This is a genomic window from Clostridium punense, from assembly GCF_017874425.1.
Classification (GTDB): domain Bacteria; phylum Bacillota; class Clostridia; order Clostridiales; family Clostridiaceae; genus Clostridium_J; species Clostridium_J punense.
Map to the genome: position 1 here is coordinate 37899 of NZ_JAGGLL010000006.1, position 17637 is coordinate 55535.

The 17637-nt window shown below is 32.3% G+C and carries 12 protein-coding genes and 2 riboswitches; of the genes, 1 reads left to right on the plus strand and 11 read right to left on the minus strand.

Annotation, left to right across the window (positions count from 1 at the left end; translation table 11 throughout):
* Positions 1-157: 157 nt before the first annotated feature.
* The 5 genes from J2Z44_RS05115 to guaB all read right to left on the minus strand — a co-directional run bounded on the left by J2Z44_RS05115 (position 158) and on the right by guaB (position 8413).
* Positions 158-2686: an ABC transporter permease gene (locus J2Z44_RS05115; RefSeq protein WP_021284580.1), complete on the minus strand. Its 2529-nt coding sequence runs from the start codon at positions 2684-2686 to the stop codon at positions 158-160.
* Positions 2686-3366, minus strand: coding sequence for an ABC transporter ATP-binding protein (locus J2Z44_RS05120; protein ID WP_021284579.1), 681 nt, complete (start codon positions 3364-3366; stop codon positions 2686-2688). Before J2Z44_RS05120 ends, J2Z44_RS05115 begins: the two co-directional genes overlap by 1 nt.
* Positions 3367-3713: 347 nt before the next feature.
* Positions 3714-4985 (minus strand): helix-turn-helix domain-containing protein, encoded by a 1272-nt coding sequence (locus J2Z44_RS05125; protein ID WP_021284578.1) that lies wholly within the window; start codon positions 4983-4985, stop codon positions 3714-3716.
* Positions 4986-5309: 324 nt separating this feature from the next.
* Positions 5310-6839 (minus strand): glutamine-hydrolyzing GMP synthase, encoded by a 1530-nt coding sequence (gene guaA, locus J2Z44_RS05130; RefSeq protein ID WP_021284577.1) that lies wholly within the window; start codon positions 6837-6839, stop codon positions 5310-5312.
* A 119-nt stretch (positions 6840-6958) separates the two neighbouring features.
* A complete protein-coding gene (guaB, locus tag J2Z44_RS05135; protein ID WP_021284576.1) occupies positions 6959-8413 on the minus strand; it encodes an IMP dehydrogenase in 1455 nt (484 codons plus the stop codon).
* Between the two features lie 216 nt (positions 8414-8629).
* Positions 8630-8727, minus strand: a riboswitch (purine riboswitch).
* Between the two features lie 222 nt (positions 8728-8949).
* On the opposite strand from guaB, the gene J2Z44_RS05140 reads away from it, so the two are divergent.
* Positions 8950-9768, plus strand: a complete 819-nt coding sequence (locus J2Z44_RS05140) for an EAL domain-containing protein (protein ID WP_021284575.1) — start codon at positions 8950-8952, stop codon at positions 9766-9768.
* A gap of 566 nt (positions 9769-10334) precedes the next feature.
* Here J2Z44_RS05140 and groL read toward each other — a convergent pair.
* The 6 genes from groL to J2Z44_RS05170 all read right to left on the minus strand — a co-directional run bounded on the left by groL (position 10335) and on the right by J2Z44_RS05170 (position 16907).
* A complete protein-coding gene (gene groL / locus J2Z44_RS05145; RefSeq protein WP_021281235.1) occupies positions 10335-11960 on the minus strand; it encodes a chaperonin GroEL in 1626 nt (541 codons plus the stop codon).
* 26 nt (positions 11961-11986) lie between these two features.
* The gene (gene groES / locus J2Z44_RS05150; protein ID WP_021281234.1) at positions 11987-12271 is read right to left on the minus strand and encodes a co-chaperone GroES; all 285 of its coding nucleotides are present in this window, start codon (positions 12269-12271) and stop codon (positions 11987-11989) included.
* A 195-nt stretch (positions 12272-12466) separates the two neighbouring features.
* Positions 12467-13195, minus strand: coding sequence for a TVP38/TMEM64 family protein (locus J2Z44_RS05155; protein ID WP_021281233.1), 729 nt, complete (start codon positions 13193-13195; stop codon positions 12467-12469).
* A gap of 46 nt (positions 13196-13241) precedes the next feature.
* On the minus strand, positions 13242-14123 hold the full coding sequence (locus tag J2Z44_RS05160) for a DNA-3-methyladenine glycosylase family protein (RefSeq protein WP_021281232.1): 882 nt from the start codon (positions 14121-14123) through the stop codon (positions 13242-13244).
* A gap of 532 nt (positions 14124-14655) precedes the next feature.
* Complete coding sequence (gene gltA, locus J2Z44_RS05165) at positions 14656-16041, minus strand: NADPH-dependent glutamate synthase (RefSeq protein WP_021281231.1); 1386 nt, start codon at positions 16039-16041, stop codon at positions 14656-14658.
* Entirely contained in the window at positions 16041-16907 is an 867-nt protein-coding gene (locus J2Z44_RS05170; RefSeq protein ID WP_021281230.1) for a sulfide/dihydroorotate dehydrogenase-like FAD/NAD-binding protein, read from the minus strand. The genes gltA and J2Z44_RS05170 overlap by 1 nt, the downstream gene beginning before the upstream one ends.
* Positions 16908-17102: 195 nt before the next feature.
* A riboswitch (glycine riboswitch) is annotated at positions 17103-17215 on the minus strand.
* Between the last annotated feature and the right edge of the window lie 422 nt (positions 17216-17637).

Consider the following 17637-nt stretch of genomic DNA (forward strand, 5'->3'; position numbering starts at 1 on the left):
AAATGATGAACAAGTTCATTTCCACTTTTTAGTATAAACCATTTTATGTTTTTTATCAAACATTCAGCGATTTACTATTAATTACTTACCACTCATAATATAAAACAACTAACCACTAAAGATATCGCCTTAATAGTTAGTTGCTTATTCATATCATTTATTCAATTCCTCTTATGGAATCAACTATACTTGAAGTAAATAGCTTTCTTGAAGGTAGCACTGATGCTATAAAGGTGATGAATATTGTTACAGTAAAGATAGCAATTACTTCCATCACAGGAAATTCCCAGGTCATTCCTGCCATTAGAACTTTTCTTCCTACTTTAAAAATACCATAGGTTAAAAGTATACCTAATATAGACCCTACCATACTAGCTGAAATTCCATATAACATACCTTCGGTTTTTATCATACTTCTCACTTCATCACTACCAAGACCAAGTGCCCTCATCATAGCAACTTCTCGTTTTCTTAAAATAACATTCATATACATAATATTGATTAAGTTAATAATACTAACTACAGCTACTATGGATACAAAGCTATACATTATAAGTGATCTTTCTAAATTTTCCTTCTTAATAGTTTTAAGCTCCTCTTTAAAGGATTTTACTTCCATGGCTCTTGCAAGTTTTGTGATTTCCTTGATTTCACTTTCTACTTTTAAGTAATCAGCATCCTTATCAAGTAAAATATTTGCTCGTTGGAATTCTTCAATGCTTAGATATTTTTCCATAGCTTTTTCATTTAAAATAATAGTACTACTTATAGTAGGGTCTACATTCTTTAACATATCCGCCCTAACAATTGCTCCTATAGTAACCTCTTGTGTTTTCTCTCCTGCATTTCCCTTATTATCATATCTTATATAAGGGATTTTAAGTTTGCTCCCAACTTGCAAACTAGTATAATTATTATAGTTTAAGTTTTCTATTATTATTGCAATTGGCTCCTCTTTCATCTTATCTAGATCTATTGCTCCTTCAAGTAGACCTTCTTTTAACCTCATGAGATCTTGATCTACATAACCCTCTACATTGGTAAGAAATTGATACTTGCCCTTTTCAAAGTCTTCTCTTAATCTATAACTTCTTCTGCTAAATTCTTTTATATGGTCCATACCTTCCTGTGTGATTCCCTCTTTTGGAAATTCAACATTGGTCCTGAAAAACTTCTGCTTTGAAACACTTTTTACTCCATCTATACTATTTAGCTTATCAATATTATCTTGCGTTAACCCATAACCTGGCTCAGTAAGAAAAGTACTTAATGTGAAATCACCTTGAAAGTTCTTCTTAAAGCTATTTATAGGATCAGAATTAGTAATTAAATAATTTACAGTAAAAAACATGATTATGGTAATACTTAAGGATACTACTGTAGTAGTGAATCTCTTCTTGTTTCTACTCACGTTAAGAAATGCCATATTAGTAGTAAAAGAGGCTTTTTTTCTAATTCCCTTTGTACTTTGTATGCCTTTCTTTATTTTTCTTCCCTTTAGTTTTAAATTATTATTTGATGTAATAGCTTCCATAGGGGAAATTTGAGAAGCTTTTCTAGCAGAAGAGTAGGTTCCACCTAAAATACTTAAAAACCCAACTATAACAGATGCAGTAACGCCTTCTTTAGGAATACTAAATACGCCATTAAAGTCCTTATATCCTGAAGACACCATGATTATAGCTTTTATTGCAAGGTTTCCAATTAATATTCCTAGAGGAATAAATATTGCTCCTAATAATAATCCTTCTCCTAAGACAAGAGCCTTAATTTTTCTAGGTGAAGCACCTATAGCTCTTAGCATTCCAAAGTCCTTTGTTCTTTCACTAATACAAACATTAAATATATTATATATGATTACACTAGCCACGATACCAATTATCACAAAAATAATCTTAGTTACAAGATTCATAACATCAACAGCTATAAGCATAAAGGATTTTATAGAACTAGGCAAGAAATCTAAGTCTGAATATACATTTGTAGAGGACAATTGGGATAATCCCTCTCCTATAGAATACTTAGGGATAACTGTTAAGTAGCCATTGTAGTGAAAATTCTTATTTGCAGCAGTAGCTTCCACAAACTCTTTAGTTAAGTAAGCCTTTGCCGTATTCTTATTTAAAAATCCATTGGCTACATGCTGAAAGGTTCCAACCAATAAAAACTCACTTTCCATATTCACAGGCATATACTTTCCCTTACTATCCACATACTCAATTGTATAAGATAATCTTATCTTATCACCTACTTTGTATTTTTGTGGTAATGCATCTAATATCCAACTTTCCAAGGCAATTTCATTTCCACCACTTGGAAATTTTCCCTCTATTAATTTAAAGTTTAGCAGTTCCGTTATGTTACTTTCATAACCTCCAAGTTCTAATTCATAGTTAGTGTTAGGAACCTGATATTTTCCAAATACAGTTACCATGGAAACCTTCTCCACCAAAGAATCAGTTTTAAGCCCCTGTGCTCTAACATAATTTCGGGTTTCAAATCTTATATCGTAGGTTCCACCTGCTTGATTTACTATCCTGTCCTTTGATGACTTTTGTAGTGCCTCAACCATTATGCTTAAAGAACTAATTAAAGTTATAGATAGTACTATTCCAACTGCCATAAAAAATATTCTTTTCTTATTCTTTAGAATATATCGTGGAATTAGACCCCAAAAACTCCTCATTATTTCACCCTCTTATCATCCACAATTATTCCATCAGCTATAGTTATAACTCTATCTGCACGGGCTGCAATATTAGGATCATGAGTTATCATAACCAGGGTTTGGTTATACTTTTTTATGGACATTGTAAGTAAATCTAGAACTTCATTACTGTTTTTACTATCTAAGTTTCCTGTAGGCTCATCTGCAAATATAATTGATGGCTTATTTGCAAGAGCCCTTGCTATAGAAGTTCTTTGTTGTTGTCCTCCTGATATTTCTCCTGGCAAGTGTGTTTTTCTATTCTTAATATCTAGGGTTTCCATGATTTCATTTATATAAGCTTCATCTACTTTTTTCCCATCCATTAACAGTGGTAATTTAATATTTTCTTCTACTGATAGTATTGGAATCAAGTTAAAGAACTGAAATATAAATCCTATATTTCTTCTTCTAAATCTAGATAATTCTTTCTCTCCCATAGAATAAATATCCGTATCATTTATAAAAACTTGTCCAGCAGAAGGCTTATCAAGCCCTGCCAAAAGATGCAATAAAGTACTTTTTCCTGAACCACTTGGACCCACTATGGCTGTAAATTCTCCTTTTTCAATAGATATATCTGTTGGTTTAAGTGCCTTAACCTCAGTTTCCTTAATCCCATAAGTTTTTGTTAGTCGTCTTGTTCTTAATAATTCCATAAAATCTCCCCCCAATTTATTCCCCTTAAATAATATTATTCTCTTATCATTATCTTATAGACGTAAGCTGTTTAATACTTCTGTACTATCATTAACTTTACTGTAGATTTAATAGTGTACTAATTATATGATACCAATTTCAAAATATTTTGTAAACATATTAGATACATTTGATTTTAAATATTGTATCATTTTTTCAATCATTACTTACTTATATCACTTCAAGAACTTTACAGTTTATATCATAATAAATCCCCATATTACTTATTCAACAAAAAAAATAAAAACCTAGAATAACCTTCGCTTATTCTAGATTTGCCTTTGTACTATTAAACCATTAGAGAAACTTATTTCAACAACTTTTGTATCTCTTCTAAGCATTCATATACCTTTTCATATTCATCATCTTCAAAATAAAATTTTTGAAGTTTATTATAATAACTAATTTTCATTAACTTATTATCTGTCTCATTTAAGAAAGCTAATATTTCATTAATAGTTTCTTTAACTTTATCCACCTTTTCAAGCTTAATATAAATTTCTTCCATGATTGTGTATGCTTTTAAAGTATATTCATAATCATTATTTTCTCGTGCATTTTCCAACCCCAAGCTAACAATAAGTAATGCCTCATCGTAAAGTTCCTTTGCCATGTACACCGATGATTTATCAATTAAAGTATGTGATAGATTTTTCTTATCTATCTTAGTTCTAATTTTCTGAGATTTATTATAATACTCTAAGGCTTCAGTCAAGTTTTTCTTCTTTACATATAGTGAACCCATATTATTATAAAGGTATGCTAACACTTTTTCATTATTAATCATTAAAATTAGCTCTTTATAAATTTCAATTGCTCTATCTATATCACCTTTATCTTCATAACAACTAGCTTTAAAACTACTAGCATAAACATATCGCTCTAACTCTTTCTCTTTATCACATAGTTCTAAAAACTTTTCAATATATTTAAGTGATTCATCCAATTTAGATAGGTTTTGATAGCAAAGCGCTGAGTTATATAATGCATTTTGCAAAGTAATCTTTTCCCTTACAATCTCTGAATTAACTATTGCTTTATTAAAATAAACTATAGCTTCATTAAAATCTAGCAAAATATACTTGCACATACCTAATCTATTATAAAGATAACATCTTTCCTTCAAGTGCGCAGAATCAGTTAATGAGTCTAAGGAGTAAAAATAATTTTTATAAGCTTCTAAGTATTTACTTTCATTGTAATTCTTATCTCCCGCTACTTTATATGCTTCTGCTTTGACATTATGCAAATTATACTGTTCCCCAATTTTTATAATATCTTCTAGTTCTTTATAGGTTAAATCCGTAGCTAATTTATCCATGCAGTATTTTTCTGCTTCTTCTTCTATGGTTCTTAAAAAGTACCTATCATCTATTTCTATATCTAGCCCAAGTTCCTTTGCTTTTTCCCTAAATCTTTCTGTAATAATTTTTGCTGCATCTTCCGTTATATTTCTTCTTCCATTCTCCAAAAGACCAAGATACCCTCTTGTAAAGTTTTCACTAGCAAAATCATCTTGTGTCATTTTAAATCTTTTTCTTAAGCTTTTAATTTTCTCACTACCTGTTAAAAACTGCATTTCTTTCCCCTTCTTACTAAATCTTAATAATGTCATTAATTATTATTATATCAATAATTTATAAAAATAACTTTCCTAAAATAAGAAATTTATTAATTTGCTCCCTTTAAAAGGCAAGTCAGTGTACTTTCATGCACTTTAAAGTAGTTGCAATTACTTCTATCTTTCGTATTTACTAGAAACCCATCATATTAAGTCTTTCTCTAATGCTTTATCTATTTCTTTCAATGAAAATTTTCAAAGTTTCCTATGTATAAAAAAAGACACATAGACAGGCTATCTATGCGTCAATTAAAATATATGTTTAGTAAGAGAAAGGCTATTTTACTCCCACTCTATAGTGGAAGGTGGTTTTGAAGTTACATCATAAACAATTCTGTTTACTCCTTTAACTTCATTCACAATTCTTCTTGATACTTTATCAAGAACTTCATATGGCACTCTAGCCCAATCAGAGGTCATGCCATCTGATGATGTTACGGCTCTTAGTGCTACTGTGTGGCAATAAGTTCTTTCATCTCCCATAACTCCAACGGATTGGATGTTAGGAAGACAAGCAAAGTATTGCCATATTTCACTTTCAAGTCCTGCTATTGCTACTTCGTCTCTAAATATTGCATCAGCTTCTCTAACTATTTCTAATTTTTCTTCAGTAATTTCTCCTAAAACTCTAATTGCAAGACCTGGTCCTGGGAACGGTTGTCTCCAAACTAAGTGGTGTGGTATTCCAATTTCTTCACCCACCGCTCTAACTTCATCTTTAAATAATTCTCTAAGTGGTTCTATAAGTTCAAAGGTGATGTCCTCTGGAAGTCCACCTACATTATGGTGACTCTTTATAGTAGCTGAGGTATTTGTACCACTTTCTACTACATCCGCATAAATTGTACCTTGAACTAAGTAATCTATTTTGCCAAGCTTATTTGCTTCTTCTTCAAATACTCTTATAAATTCTTCCCCAATGATTTTTCTTTTTCTCTCTGGGTCAGAAACCCCCTTAAGCTTTCCTAAGAATCTTTCCTGTGCATTTACTCTAATAAGATTCATATCAAAACCTTTTTTAAAGATTTCTTCTACTTGGTCTCCCTCGTCTTTTCTTAAAAGACCATGGTCAACAAATACACAAGTTAATTGCTTTCCAATAGCTTTATGAACTAGTACTGCTGCCACTGAAGAATCTACTCCCCCAGATAGAGCACAAAGCACTTTTTTATCTCCAACAAGATTTTTAATCTCAGCTATTTTCTCTTCTGCAAAGGAAGCCATGGACCAATCCCCTTTAAGATTACATATGTTCTTAAGGAAATTAGCAAGCATTTTTTCTCCAAATAGAGTGTGCTGAACTTCTGGGTGGAACTGAACCCCGTAAAGGTTCTTTTCACTATTTCCCATAGCAGCTATTGGACATTGATCTGTAGATCCAATAATTTCAAAACCTGCTGGTTTTTCTTCTATAAAATCTGTATGACTCATCCAGCATTGATTTTCTTCTATTCCCTCAAATAATGCGCTATTTAAAGCTAAATCTACATTGGTTTTTCCATATTCTCTAACAGGTGCAGTTTTAACACTTCCTCCTAGAGTGTGAGCCATAAGTTGTGCTCCATAACATATTCCAAGCACTGGAATACCTAAATTAAATATTTCTTCGTCTATTTTAGGTGAATTTTCACCGTATACACTATTAGGCCCACCTGTAAAAATGATTCCCTTAGGTGCTAATTCCTTTATTTTCTCTATTGAAGTTGTGTAAGGAACTATTTCGCAGTAAACACTATTTTCTCTAACTCTTCTTGCGATAAGCTGATTGTATTGTCCGCCAAAATCAACTACTAAAACTAATTCTCTATTCATGTGTTACCTTCCTCCTTTATTTTTCTCCGTAAATGCATGTTGTAAATAAAAGTTTTATTTCTTATAAACTTTAATATTTCTATTTTAAGTGTAGTTTATAAGGGATTTAATTCTTATTTTTATACATTTACACTGTAGTTAGGTGCTTCCTTAGTCATCACTATATCATGAGGATGACTTTCTCTTAATCCTGAGGAAGTTTGAACCACAAAGGTAGCATTTTTATATAAATCTTCTAGATTTTCTGATCCTAAATATCCCATACCAGAACGTATTCCACCAACAAGTTGGTATATAGTCTCAACTACAGAGCCTCTATAAGGAATTCTTCCTTCCACTCCTTCTGGTACCAATTTCTTATTATCTTCTTGGAAGTATCTATCCTTACTTCCATTAGCCATAGCTCCAATGGAACCCATACCTCTATATACTTTATAGCTTCTTCCTTGATAAATTTCAATTTCTCCTGGTGCTTCTTCACATCCTGCAAATAAAGAACCCATCATAGCAACTTTAGCTCCTGCTGCTAATGCTTTTACTACATCTCCAGAGTACTTAATTCCTCCATCTGCTATAACAGGAACCCCATACTTATTAGCTTCTTCTACACAATCCATTACTGCAGTAAGCTGTGGAACTCCAACTCCTGCAACTACTCTTGTAGTACAGATTGATCCTGGTCCAATACCAACTTTAATGCAATCTGCTCCAGCTTCTATTAATTCTTTAGTTGCTGCTGCTGTAGCTACGTTTCCTGCAATAATTTGAAGTTCTGGATACTTAGCTTTAATTTCTTTAACAGCTTCGATAACACCTCTTGAATGTCCATGAGCAGTATCTACTGTTATTACATCTACGTGAGCCTTAACTAAAGCATCTACTCTAATCATTAAATCTTTAGTTACTCCGACGGCGGCTCCACAAAGGAGCCTCCCTCTTTCATCTTTTGCTGCATTGGGGTACTTAACGGCTTTTTCAATATCTTTAATAGTGATAAGTCCCTTCAGGTTAAAGTCCTTATCAACTAATGGTAATTTCTCAATTTTATGTTTTCTTAAAAGTTCTTTAGCTTCTTCAATAGTTGTGCCTTCAAGAGCTGTTATAAGGCCCTCACTAGTCATTACTTCACTTATTTTCTTTGAATAATCAGTTTCAAATACTGTATCTCTGTTAGTAATAATTCCAACTAGTTTTCCGTTCTCAGTAACTGGCACACCTGATATTCTATACTTTGCCATTAATCCTAGTGCTTCTTCTATAGTCTTGTCCTTAGATAGTGAAAACGGATCTTTGATTACTCCATTTTCTTGTCTTTTAACTCTATCTACTTCGCTAGCCTGAGCTTCTATGGACATATTTTTATGGATTACACCTATGCCACCTTCTCTTGCCATTGCAATGGCCATTTTAGCTTCAGTAACAGTATCCATTCCCGCACTAATTAATGGTAAGTTTAATTTTATTTTCTTAGTAAGATTTGTTACTAGCTTAACATCCTTAGGTAACACATCTGACTTATTTGGAACTAATAATACATCATCGAAAGTATATGCTTGTTTTAATATTATTGCCATGATTGTCATCCTCTTTTCTATTTATTTTATTTAGTTGCAGAAAAACTCCCTAATTTAAGCCCATAAAATCTCCAAGGACTTAATTTTTTCAAATGTAATTTATAATGCAACTTTTGCATGAATGTTATTAGCTAATAATTAATTCATAATTTGGGTACAAAAAAACATGTTAGCTATACTTCTATAAGTAAAACTAACATGTCCAATTTTATTATTGTACAATGCAATTTTACTCATAGTCAGAAATTATTGGTTTCCGGTAGATACTCCTTGCCATATTCAAGGGATATATGAGCTAACGTTATTAAGTTTTTAATAATCAATGTTCGTTTGTTTTATTAATTATATCTATTTTATTTAATAATAAGAGCTTTGTCAATATATTATTTTAACTGTATTTAATTTATTAATAATTGGGAATAATTCAGACATATATTGTCACCATGACTTTCCTTATTGCTTAAAAATTAGCATAATGTCATGTAACTTATTGTATAATTTGAAGTTTTTAGCATATTGCTAAAGTGAGGTACTTTATGGATAAACTTTTAAAATATAAGACTAGGCATCTAAATATGGAATTCAGCCAAATTTTAGAGACTGAGGCTATAAACATGGTTTTTCAGCCCATTGTTCATCTTGGCACAGGAAAGATTCTAGGCTATGAGGCTCTTTGCCGTGGCCCTATTCAGTCCCCCCTTCATTTTCCTGATTTACTTTTTGAAATGGCTAAACATAATAATCAGGTTAGTACCTTAGATGAATTAGCTAGAAAAAAAGCCATTGAAAAATTTCTCCCTTACGGTGAAAACTACAAACTTTTCATTAATATGACTCCTATTTCTTTAAATGGATATGATTTTTTTGCTAGCTCTACTTTTAAATGTTTAGAGGATAATAAGGTCAATCCTGAAAACATAGTACTAGAAATTACAGAACAAGCCCCTATTGATAAGGTGGAAAATTTTGAAGCTATACTTAATGATATACGTTCTCTTGGTATAAAAATCGCTCTTGACGATGTGGGTTCAGGTTACTCTGGCTTAAAGACCATTTTAAAAGTCATGCCAGATTATATAAAAATAGATATGGATTTAACTCGCAATATTCATAAGGATAATATGAGGAGAAATTTAGTTAAAGGTCTAATAAATATGTGCAGAGATTGTAATATGAAAATAATTGTAGAGGGTATTGAATGTAAAGAGGAGTTAGAAACCCTAATGGATTTAGGTGCTTATGGTGGTCAAGGCTATTTTCTTCAAAAGCCTGTAGACTCTCCTGAAGATATTTCTACTGAGTGTAAGGAAGTTTTAAAGAATTACTTAAATGAAAAAACTGACTATAGAGAATAGAGAACCTCCTATGTTCTCCTTTTTATTTGTTTTAGTTTTCCACTGTTAGTCTTTATTTTTTAACTTTTAACAACATTTTGGAAGCTTCAACTCTGTCAGCTTCTAAAGTGGCAGTTGCTCAGCCTAGATAAGTTGCTTTGGTGGTAGTCTAAATCTACTTCCAAAGTTGTTAATAAAATGAACTTGTTCATTATTTAACTTTTAATACTTTGTTGAAGTATTAAATTTAACTGTGAAAATTATATTAAATATAATAATTATACAATTATTACAATATAAAAATATGAAAAGAGCTATGTAGAAGTGTTATTCTTCTCATAGCTCTTAATGTTTTTATTATATATCTTATTGTAATCTGCTTTTAATATAATTTATTTAGGCATTTGAAAATAAATAACAAGTCCAAGATGTAAAGGATATTTTGTGTTCACAAGCAAGCTTGTGCAGACAAGAAAACAGGTTCCGCAGATAGTGGGTCTATCTAAGGGTTCTGTTGACGCAGTATATCACAAAATAGACGAGCAGATTGACTTGTTTATTTTTTGAAGATGCCTTAAACCTATATTTTAGTACATTCCGTCCATTCCCATGCCTGGCGCCATTGGAGCTGGTGCATTCTTTTCTGGTAGATCAACTACTGCAGCTTCTGTTGTTAAGAAAGTTGAAGCTACTGATGCAGCATTTTGAAGTGCACTTCTTGTAACCTTAGTTGGGTCTACAATACCAGCTTTAATCATATCTACAAATTGTCCTCTTAAAGCATCATATCCCATTTGTGATTCTGAAGCCTTAACTTTTTCAATTATTACTGAACCTTCATCTCCAGCATTTGTAGCTATTTGTCTTAATGGCTCTTCAAGAGCTCTTCTTACAATGTTGATACCAACTTGAACTTCTGGAATATCAGATGTTAATTTAGCAACCTCTGGTATAGCACTTACATATGCAGTACCACCACCAGCAACTATTCCTTCTTCAACAGCTGCCTTAGTAGCTGCTAAAGCATCTTCTATTCTTAATTTCTTCTCTTTAAGTTCAGTTTCAGTAGCTGCTCCAACCTTAATTACAGCAACTCCGCCTGCAAGTTTTGCAAGTCTTTCCATTAATTTTTCTTTATCGAACTCTGAAGTTGTATCTTCAATTTGTCTCTTAATTTGATTTACTCTGTTTTCTATTTCTTCTTTAGCGCCTCTTCCGTTAACTATTACTGTGTTTTCCTTAGAAATTTTAACGCTTTCAGCTCTTCCAAGCATATCAATTGTAGCTTCTTTTAAGTCATGGCCTAATTCTTCAGAAATTACAGTACCACCAGTTAAAGTAGCTATGTCTTGTAACATTTCTTTTCTTCTATCTCCAAAGCCTGGTGCTTTAACAGCAACACAAGTGAAAGTTCCTCTTAATTTATTAACAACTAAAGTTGCAAGAGCTTCTCCTTCAACATCTTCAGCTATAATTAATAACTTTCTTCCTTGTTGAACTATTTGCTCAAGAACTGGTAAAATCTCTTGAATGTTAGTAATTTTCTTTTCAGTTAGTAGAATATATGCATCATCTAAAACAGCTTCCATTTTATCTGGGTCTGTTACCATGTATGCACTTAAGTATCCTCTGTCAAATTGCATACCTTCAACTACATCTAGTTCAGTGCCCATAGTTCTTGATTCTTCTACAGTGATAACTCCTTCGTTACCTACTTTCTCCATAGCTGAAGCAATTAATGCACCGATTTCTTCATCAGCAGATGATATAGCTGCAACTCTTGCTATGTCTTCTTTGCCATTAACTGGTTTAGAATGTTTCTTTATTTCTTCTACTGCTTTATCTACAGCCATTCTTATACCATTTCTGATAAGCATTGGATTTGATCCTGCAGTAACGTTTTTAAGTCCTTCTCTTATGATAGCTTGAGCTAAAACTGTAGCTGTAGTAGTTCCATCCCCTGCTACATCATTTGTTTTAGTAGCTACTTCTTTAACAAGTTGAGCTCCCATGTTTTCATAGGCATCTTCAAGCTCAATTTCTCTTGCTATAGTAACACCATCATTAGTTATTAATGGTGATCCAAATTTTTTATTTAATATAACATTTCTTCCTTTTGGTCCAAGTGTAACCTTAACAGTATCCGCAAGTGTATCTACACCTCTTTGCATAGCTCTTCTAGCTTCTTCTCCGAATAAAATGCTCTTAGCCATATTAAATACCTCCTATTTTCTTCTTTTTATTCAATTACTGCTAATATATCGTCTTGTCTTAAGATGATATATTCTGTTCCTTCAAACTTAATTTCACTTCCAGAGTATTTAGAGAATAGTACTTTATCTCCTACCTTTAGCTCCATCTTAACTTCTTTACCGTCAACAAAGCCTCCTGGCCCAACTGCTACTACTTCTGCCTCTTGTGGTTTTTCCTTTGATGCTCCTGGTAGAACTATTCCACTCTTTGTCATTTCCTCTGCTTCTAATCTTTTAATAACAACTCTATCACCAAGTGGTCTGATGTTCATAAAAAAACCTCCTTAAGTTTGTATTTATATAAATTTTATAATATACTTGTTGTTAGCACTCATCACTATCGAGTGCTAATTACAATATTTATAATAAAGAAAACTTCCATTATTATCAAATACAATTCCTTTATTAATTAGGCTAAATTCAGCCATTATTTGAATTTATTTCTGTATTTCTAAGCATTTCTTATATTATCGTTGTTTTTCTTTATGTATTCTATGAAAAAAGTCTATAATGCTGTGCCCCCGCCAAAATCCAATGATAAATAAAGCTATAGCCACTACCCCTATGATTATCATAGCTGAGTAATTTTCCATATGTATACCCTCACCAAAATATGCAGAAGCAAGTATCCAAGGGAATCTTCCAATAGAGGAGTAAAGTATAAAATCAACTAAGGTTACATTAGATACACCAGCCACATATACAAGCACATCCTTTGGTATTCCTGGTATTAAATAAATTACAAGAATTACAACTTTATTACTTCCTGCATCTAACACCTTTTTAAATCTTTTTAGGTTTCTTTTTTCAATCATTCTCAATACATACTTTTTAATAAAATACTTTGCAAATAAGTATCCAATGGTACTGCCTAGCAAAATTCCAGCGCTAGATAATATAGTTCCCCAAAAAGCACCAAATATGTAACCTCCAGCCACTTGTGTGACTTCTCCTGGAATAAAAAATATAACTACTTGAATAACTTGTATTAACACAAACATTATTATGCTAAAAGGTCCATAAGATAATATCCACTGCTTAAATTCTTCCGGGTTTTGAAAGGTATTAGAGTGCCTAAAAAATAAATGATACCCACCTACTATCAATGGAACTGAAATAAGTATTAAAAAAATCTTTAATCTATTTTCTTTTAACTTATGCCCTACCGTATTAAGCCACCTATTATTTTTATCCATAGCTAATCTCCCATTTAACCTACAAAATGAAATTCAATTAGAATTTCTAATCTATTTTAATATTATTTTCTCTAGCATAATAAAATAAGTACTGCTGTGCAAATCCAGATATGTCACCAAATTTATTTCTTCCAAAAGCTCTTATTTTTGGCAAAGATACATCCGGTGCTAAGTAGAAAAATTGCATAGCTCTCTTTACCCATACATCCACTGGAAAGGCAGAATACTTTTGCATAGAAAAAAGCATTATACAATCAGAAACCTTAGGACCAACACCATTGAAGCCCTTTAAGCCTTCATGACATTCATCATCACTTAAACTCTTTATCTCTTCTAAATTGCGAGTGTCTTCAGCTACATTCTTAATAGCCTCTATTATATACTTAGCTCTAAACCCTACCCCTAGAGCTTCTATTTCCTCCATAGTGGCACCTTTTAAAGCTTCAGGCCTAGGGAAGGTATAATAAACCTTTCCATTATACTGAATTTCATCACCATAGGTTTTACTTATATTTTCTATGGCTCTTTTTATCATTGGAATTCTATTATTAGCTGAAGTTATAAAAGACAGCAGTATTTCAAAGGGTTCTTGTTGTAATAGTCTTATACCATATCCAAAGTCCACAGCTTTTTTTAAAAGGGGATCTTCACTAAACTTTTCTTTAATATCACTATAATTTCTCTTTAAGTCAAAATAGTCACACCATATACTATTAAATTCTTCTAAATTGGTGTTATATAATACAACGTCACTTCCTTGTTTTTCTACTTCTATAACTCTCCCAAAGGCTACCCCTATATAGTTATCATTTTTTTGCCTGTGCCATCTAAAGCATTGACCACAATCAAATATATGAGGAAGTTCAAAGTTTTTAACTTCTTTTAGTATTACTTTTCCTTGCTCCTCTAACACTTCTTTAAAATCCATATTATCACTCCACTCCATATACAAATATTTCTAATAACTAATTTTATAATATAACTTGAATCAAAGTCTACACTTAACTTACCTATAAATCCTAATTGACCATCTTAATAGCTTTCTATGATAGCTACTGTACAGTTTATCAATGTTAAAACTCTATGGATAGTGCTTATGTCAACTTATTTCTCCCTTTTTATAAGATTTTAAAGTACACGATATAGATTCTTCATGAAAAATAAGCTTTGAAGTTGAACCTTAAACTTAATTCCTATTTGAAAATATTGCTATACCTATTCTCAACATGAGTTATGATAATTATTCCATTTTTCTTATAACTTCCTATATTTAAGTTTTACTTAGCTTCGAGCCCTCCTTAAAGTTTGTGATTAATAATCCTTTATATTTATATAATGGAGTTGTCAGTTTTGAAAAGAGAACTTGTTGGAAAACTTGCTTTGGCATAAATACCTTAGTGATTAGTTGTATAAAAAAATAAAAAGGTCGCCAAAAGGCGACCTTAAATTTAAAATTTATATTATTCTGCTGAAAGTTGAGTATCTATTGCTTTTGCAGCCTTCTTACCAGCTTCCATAGCAAGGATAACTGTTGCAGCACCTGTTACAGCATCTCCACCAGCATATACTTTAGATTTTGAAGTTAATCCTGTTTCTTCTTCAGCAACTATACACTTCCATTTATTGATTTCAAGTTCTGGAGTTGTTGCAGGAATTAATGGGTTTGGTGATGTTCCTAGAGACATGATTACAGTGTCACACTCTAGTATAAACTCTGAATTTGGAACTTCTTGTGGTCTTCTTCTTCCAGATGCATCTGGCTCACCAAGCTCCATTCTTATACACTTCATACCTTTAACCCAGCCTTTTTCATCTCCAAGTATTTCAACTGGATTTACAAGAAGGTCTAGAATAACGCCTTCTTCTTTAGCGTGATGAACTTCTTCAACTCTTGCTGGAAGCTCTGCTTCACTTCTTCTGTAAACAATATGAGTTTCAGAACCAAGTCTTAATGCTGTTCTTGCAGCGTCCATAGCAACGTTTCCGCCACCAACAACAGCTACAACCTTACCTGATTTAATTGGAGTTGAGTACTCTTCTTTAAAAGCTTTCATTAAGTTGTTTCTAGTTAAGAACTCATTAGCAGAGAATACTCCATTTAAGTTTTCTCCTGGTATTCCCATGAATTTTGGAAGACCTGCTCCTGAACCTATAAATACTGCATCAAACTTCTCATCATTGATTAATTCATCAACAGTTACTGTTCTACCAACAATTACGTTAGTTTCAATTTTTACACCTAATTTTCTTAGGTTGTTTATTTCATGTTTAACTACTGTATCCTTTGGTAATCTAAATTCTGGAATTCCATAAACTAAAACTCCACCTGGCTCATGTAATGCTTCAAATACAGTTACATCATAACCCATTTTAGCAAGGTCTCCAGCACAAGTTATTCCAGCTGGGCCAGAACCAATTACAGCTACTCTTTTATTCTTTTTCTCAACTTCTTTAGTTAAGTCTACATTGTTTTCTCTAGACCAGTCAGCAACAAATCTTTCAAGTTTTCCAATAGCTACTGGCTCTCCTTTTATTCCAAGAACACACTTGCTCTCACATTGTAATTCTTGTGGACATACTCTTCCACAAACTGCTGGAAGTGCTGTGTACTTATCTAACGCTTTTGCAGCTTCTGCAAAATCTTTATTTTTAACATGTTGTATAAACTCTGGTACATCTATTGATACTGGACATTTACCAACACATGGCTTATTCTTACAGTTTAAGCATCTTGTAGCCTCTTGAACTGCTTCTTCTTCTGTATATCCTAAACAAACTTCTTCGAAGTTTTTAGCTCTTACTTTTGGATCTTGCTCTGCAATTGGAGTTCTCTTCATTCTATCCATTATGCATTTCCTCCTCTTCCACAACCAGGTTTCATAGTATCTTTGTTTATCTCTTCATCTTTATACATTGATAATCTCTTAAGAGCTTCATCAAAGTTAACTTTATGTCCATCAAACTCTGGACCATCAACACAAGCAAACTTAGTTTCATCTCCTACAGTAATTCTGCAAGCACCACACATTCCAGTTCCATCAACCATAATTGGGTTTAAGCTTACTATAGTTTTAATTCCTAACTCTTCAGTTAACTTACATACAAATTTCATCATTATCATTGGTCCTATAGCAATAACTAGGTCGTATTTTTTACCTTGGTTATTTACTAAGTCCTTTAACTTTTCAGTAACTAATCCTTTAAAGCCATGAGAACCATCATCAGTAGTTACATAAGCATTTCCTGCAACTGCTGTCATTTCTTCTTCTAAAATTACCATATCTTTAGTTTTGTAACCCATGATAACATCAGCTTTAATTCCTTGCTCATGTAACCACTTAACTTGAGGATATACTGGTGCTGTACCAACTCCCCCAGCAATGAATATTATGTTTTTGTTTTTTAACTCTTCCATGTCTTCATGAAGAAGTTCTGAAGGCATTCCTAATGGCCCAACGAAATCGTAGAAACTTTGTCCTACTTCGTAATTTGCCATATCTTTAGTAGTGCATCCCATTGTTTGTACTACTATTGTTACTGTACCTTTTGCAGGATCAGTGTCACAAACAGTTAGTGGTACTCTTTCACCTTTTTCATCCATTCTTATAATAATGAATTGACCTGGTTTTGCTGACTTAGCTACTCTTGGTGCTTCAACTTTCATCATGAAAATCGAAGGAGTTAAAAGTCTTTTCTCAACAATCTTATACATAATACATCCTCCACATCTAAACATTTGTTTGATATTTAATGATTTAAATTTATATTAATAGTAAAAAAATTTGCCGTGATCATAGTCTTATATTAGTATAACTCTATAGTGATTTATCTAATACATAAAACTTGTATATTTTAAAAAACTACATAAAAAATAGACAATATGTAAAAATACATTAAAAAATAATGCTATTTACATCCTGTCCTTTTATCTGAAAGTTTCCCTAGGCACTTAAGTGTTTACTTAACCTTCCTAAGTTTCTTCTTCGATGTCCATTTCTGGCTCTCTCCAGGGTTGTGTCTGATTATTGTATCTTACCTGAAAGCTTTTGAACAAGTCATAGCACTGCTTATCCATTTCTTCTACGGTTACCCCCTAATACAGAAGAGTATCTCCAATAACCTTCATCCACACTATATTTACTTAGGCATCTTCAAAAATAAATAAGTCAATCTGCTCGTCTATTTTGTGATATACTGCGTCAACAGAACCCTTAGATAGCCCCACTATCTGCGGAACCTGTTTTCTTGTCTGCACAAGCTTGCTTGTGAACGCAAAATATCCTTCACATCTTGGACTTGTTATTTATTTTCAGATGCCTTACACATCTATTTTATAGTTTTATTTAATTCTAGTCAATAGAACATGTTGCAGAAAGTGTGAATATTTTCAAAACATGAATAATGCTGTCATCCATTGTCGTCTTTCTATCTTTTAATGTTAT

Bases quoted from the DNA above. Each gene is read 5' to 3' on its own strand.
- J2Z44_RS05115 (WP_021284580.1), bottom strand. From the start codon at position 2,686: ATGAGGAGTTTTTGGGGTCTAATTCCACGATATATTCTAAAGAATAAG.
- J2Z44_RS05120 (WP_021284579.1), bottom strand. From the start codon at position 3,366: ATGGAATTATTAAGAACAAGACGACTAACAAAAACTTATGGGATTAAG.
- J2Z44_RS05125 (WP_021284578.1), bottom strand. From the start codon at position 4,985: ATGCAGTTTTTAACAGGTAGTGAGAAAATTAAAAGCTTAAGAAAAAGA.
- guaA (WP_021284577.1), bottom strand. From the start codon at position 6,839: ATGAATAGAGAATTAGTTTTAGTAGTTGATTTTGGCGGACAATACAAT.
- guaB (WP_021284576.1), bottom strand. From the start codon at position 8,413: ATGGCAATAATATTAAAACAAGCATATACTTTCGATGATGTATTATTA.
- J2Z44_RS05140 (WP_021284575.1), top strand. From the start codon at position 8,950: ATGGATAAACTTTTAAAATATAAGACTAGGCATCTAAATATGGAATTC.
- groL (WP_021281235.1), bottom strand. From the start codon at position 11,960: ATGGCTAAGAGCATTTTATTCGGAGAAGAAGCTAGAAGAGCTATGCAA.
- groES (WP_021281234.1), bottom strand. From the start codon at position 12,271: ATGAACATCAGACCACTTGGTGATAGAGTTGTTATTAAAAGATTAGAA.
- J2Z44_RS05155 (WP_021281233.1), bottom strand. From the start codon at position 13,195: ATGGATAAAAATAATAGGTGGCTTAATACGGTAGGGCATAAGTTAAAA.
- J2Z44_RS05160 (WP_021281232.1), bottom strand. From the start codon at position 14,123: ATGGATTTTAAAGAAGTGTTAGAGGAGCAAGGAAAAGTAATACTAAAA.
- gltA (WP_021281231.1), bottom strand. From the start codon at position 16,041: ATGGATAGAATGAAGAGAACTCCAATTGCAGAGCAAGATCCAAAAGTA.
- J2Z44_RS05170 (WP_021281230.1), bottom strand. From the start codon at position 16,907: ATGTATAAGATTGTTGAGAAAAGACTTTTAACTCCTTCGATTTTCATG.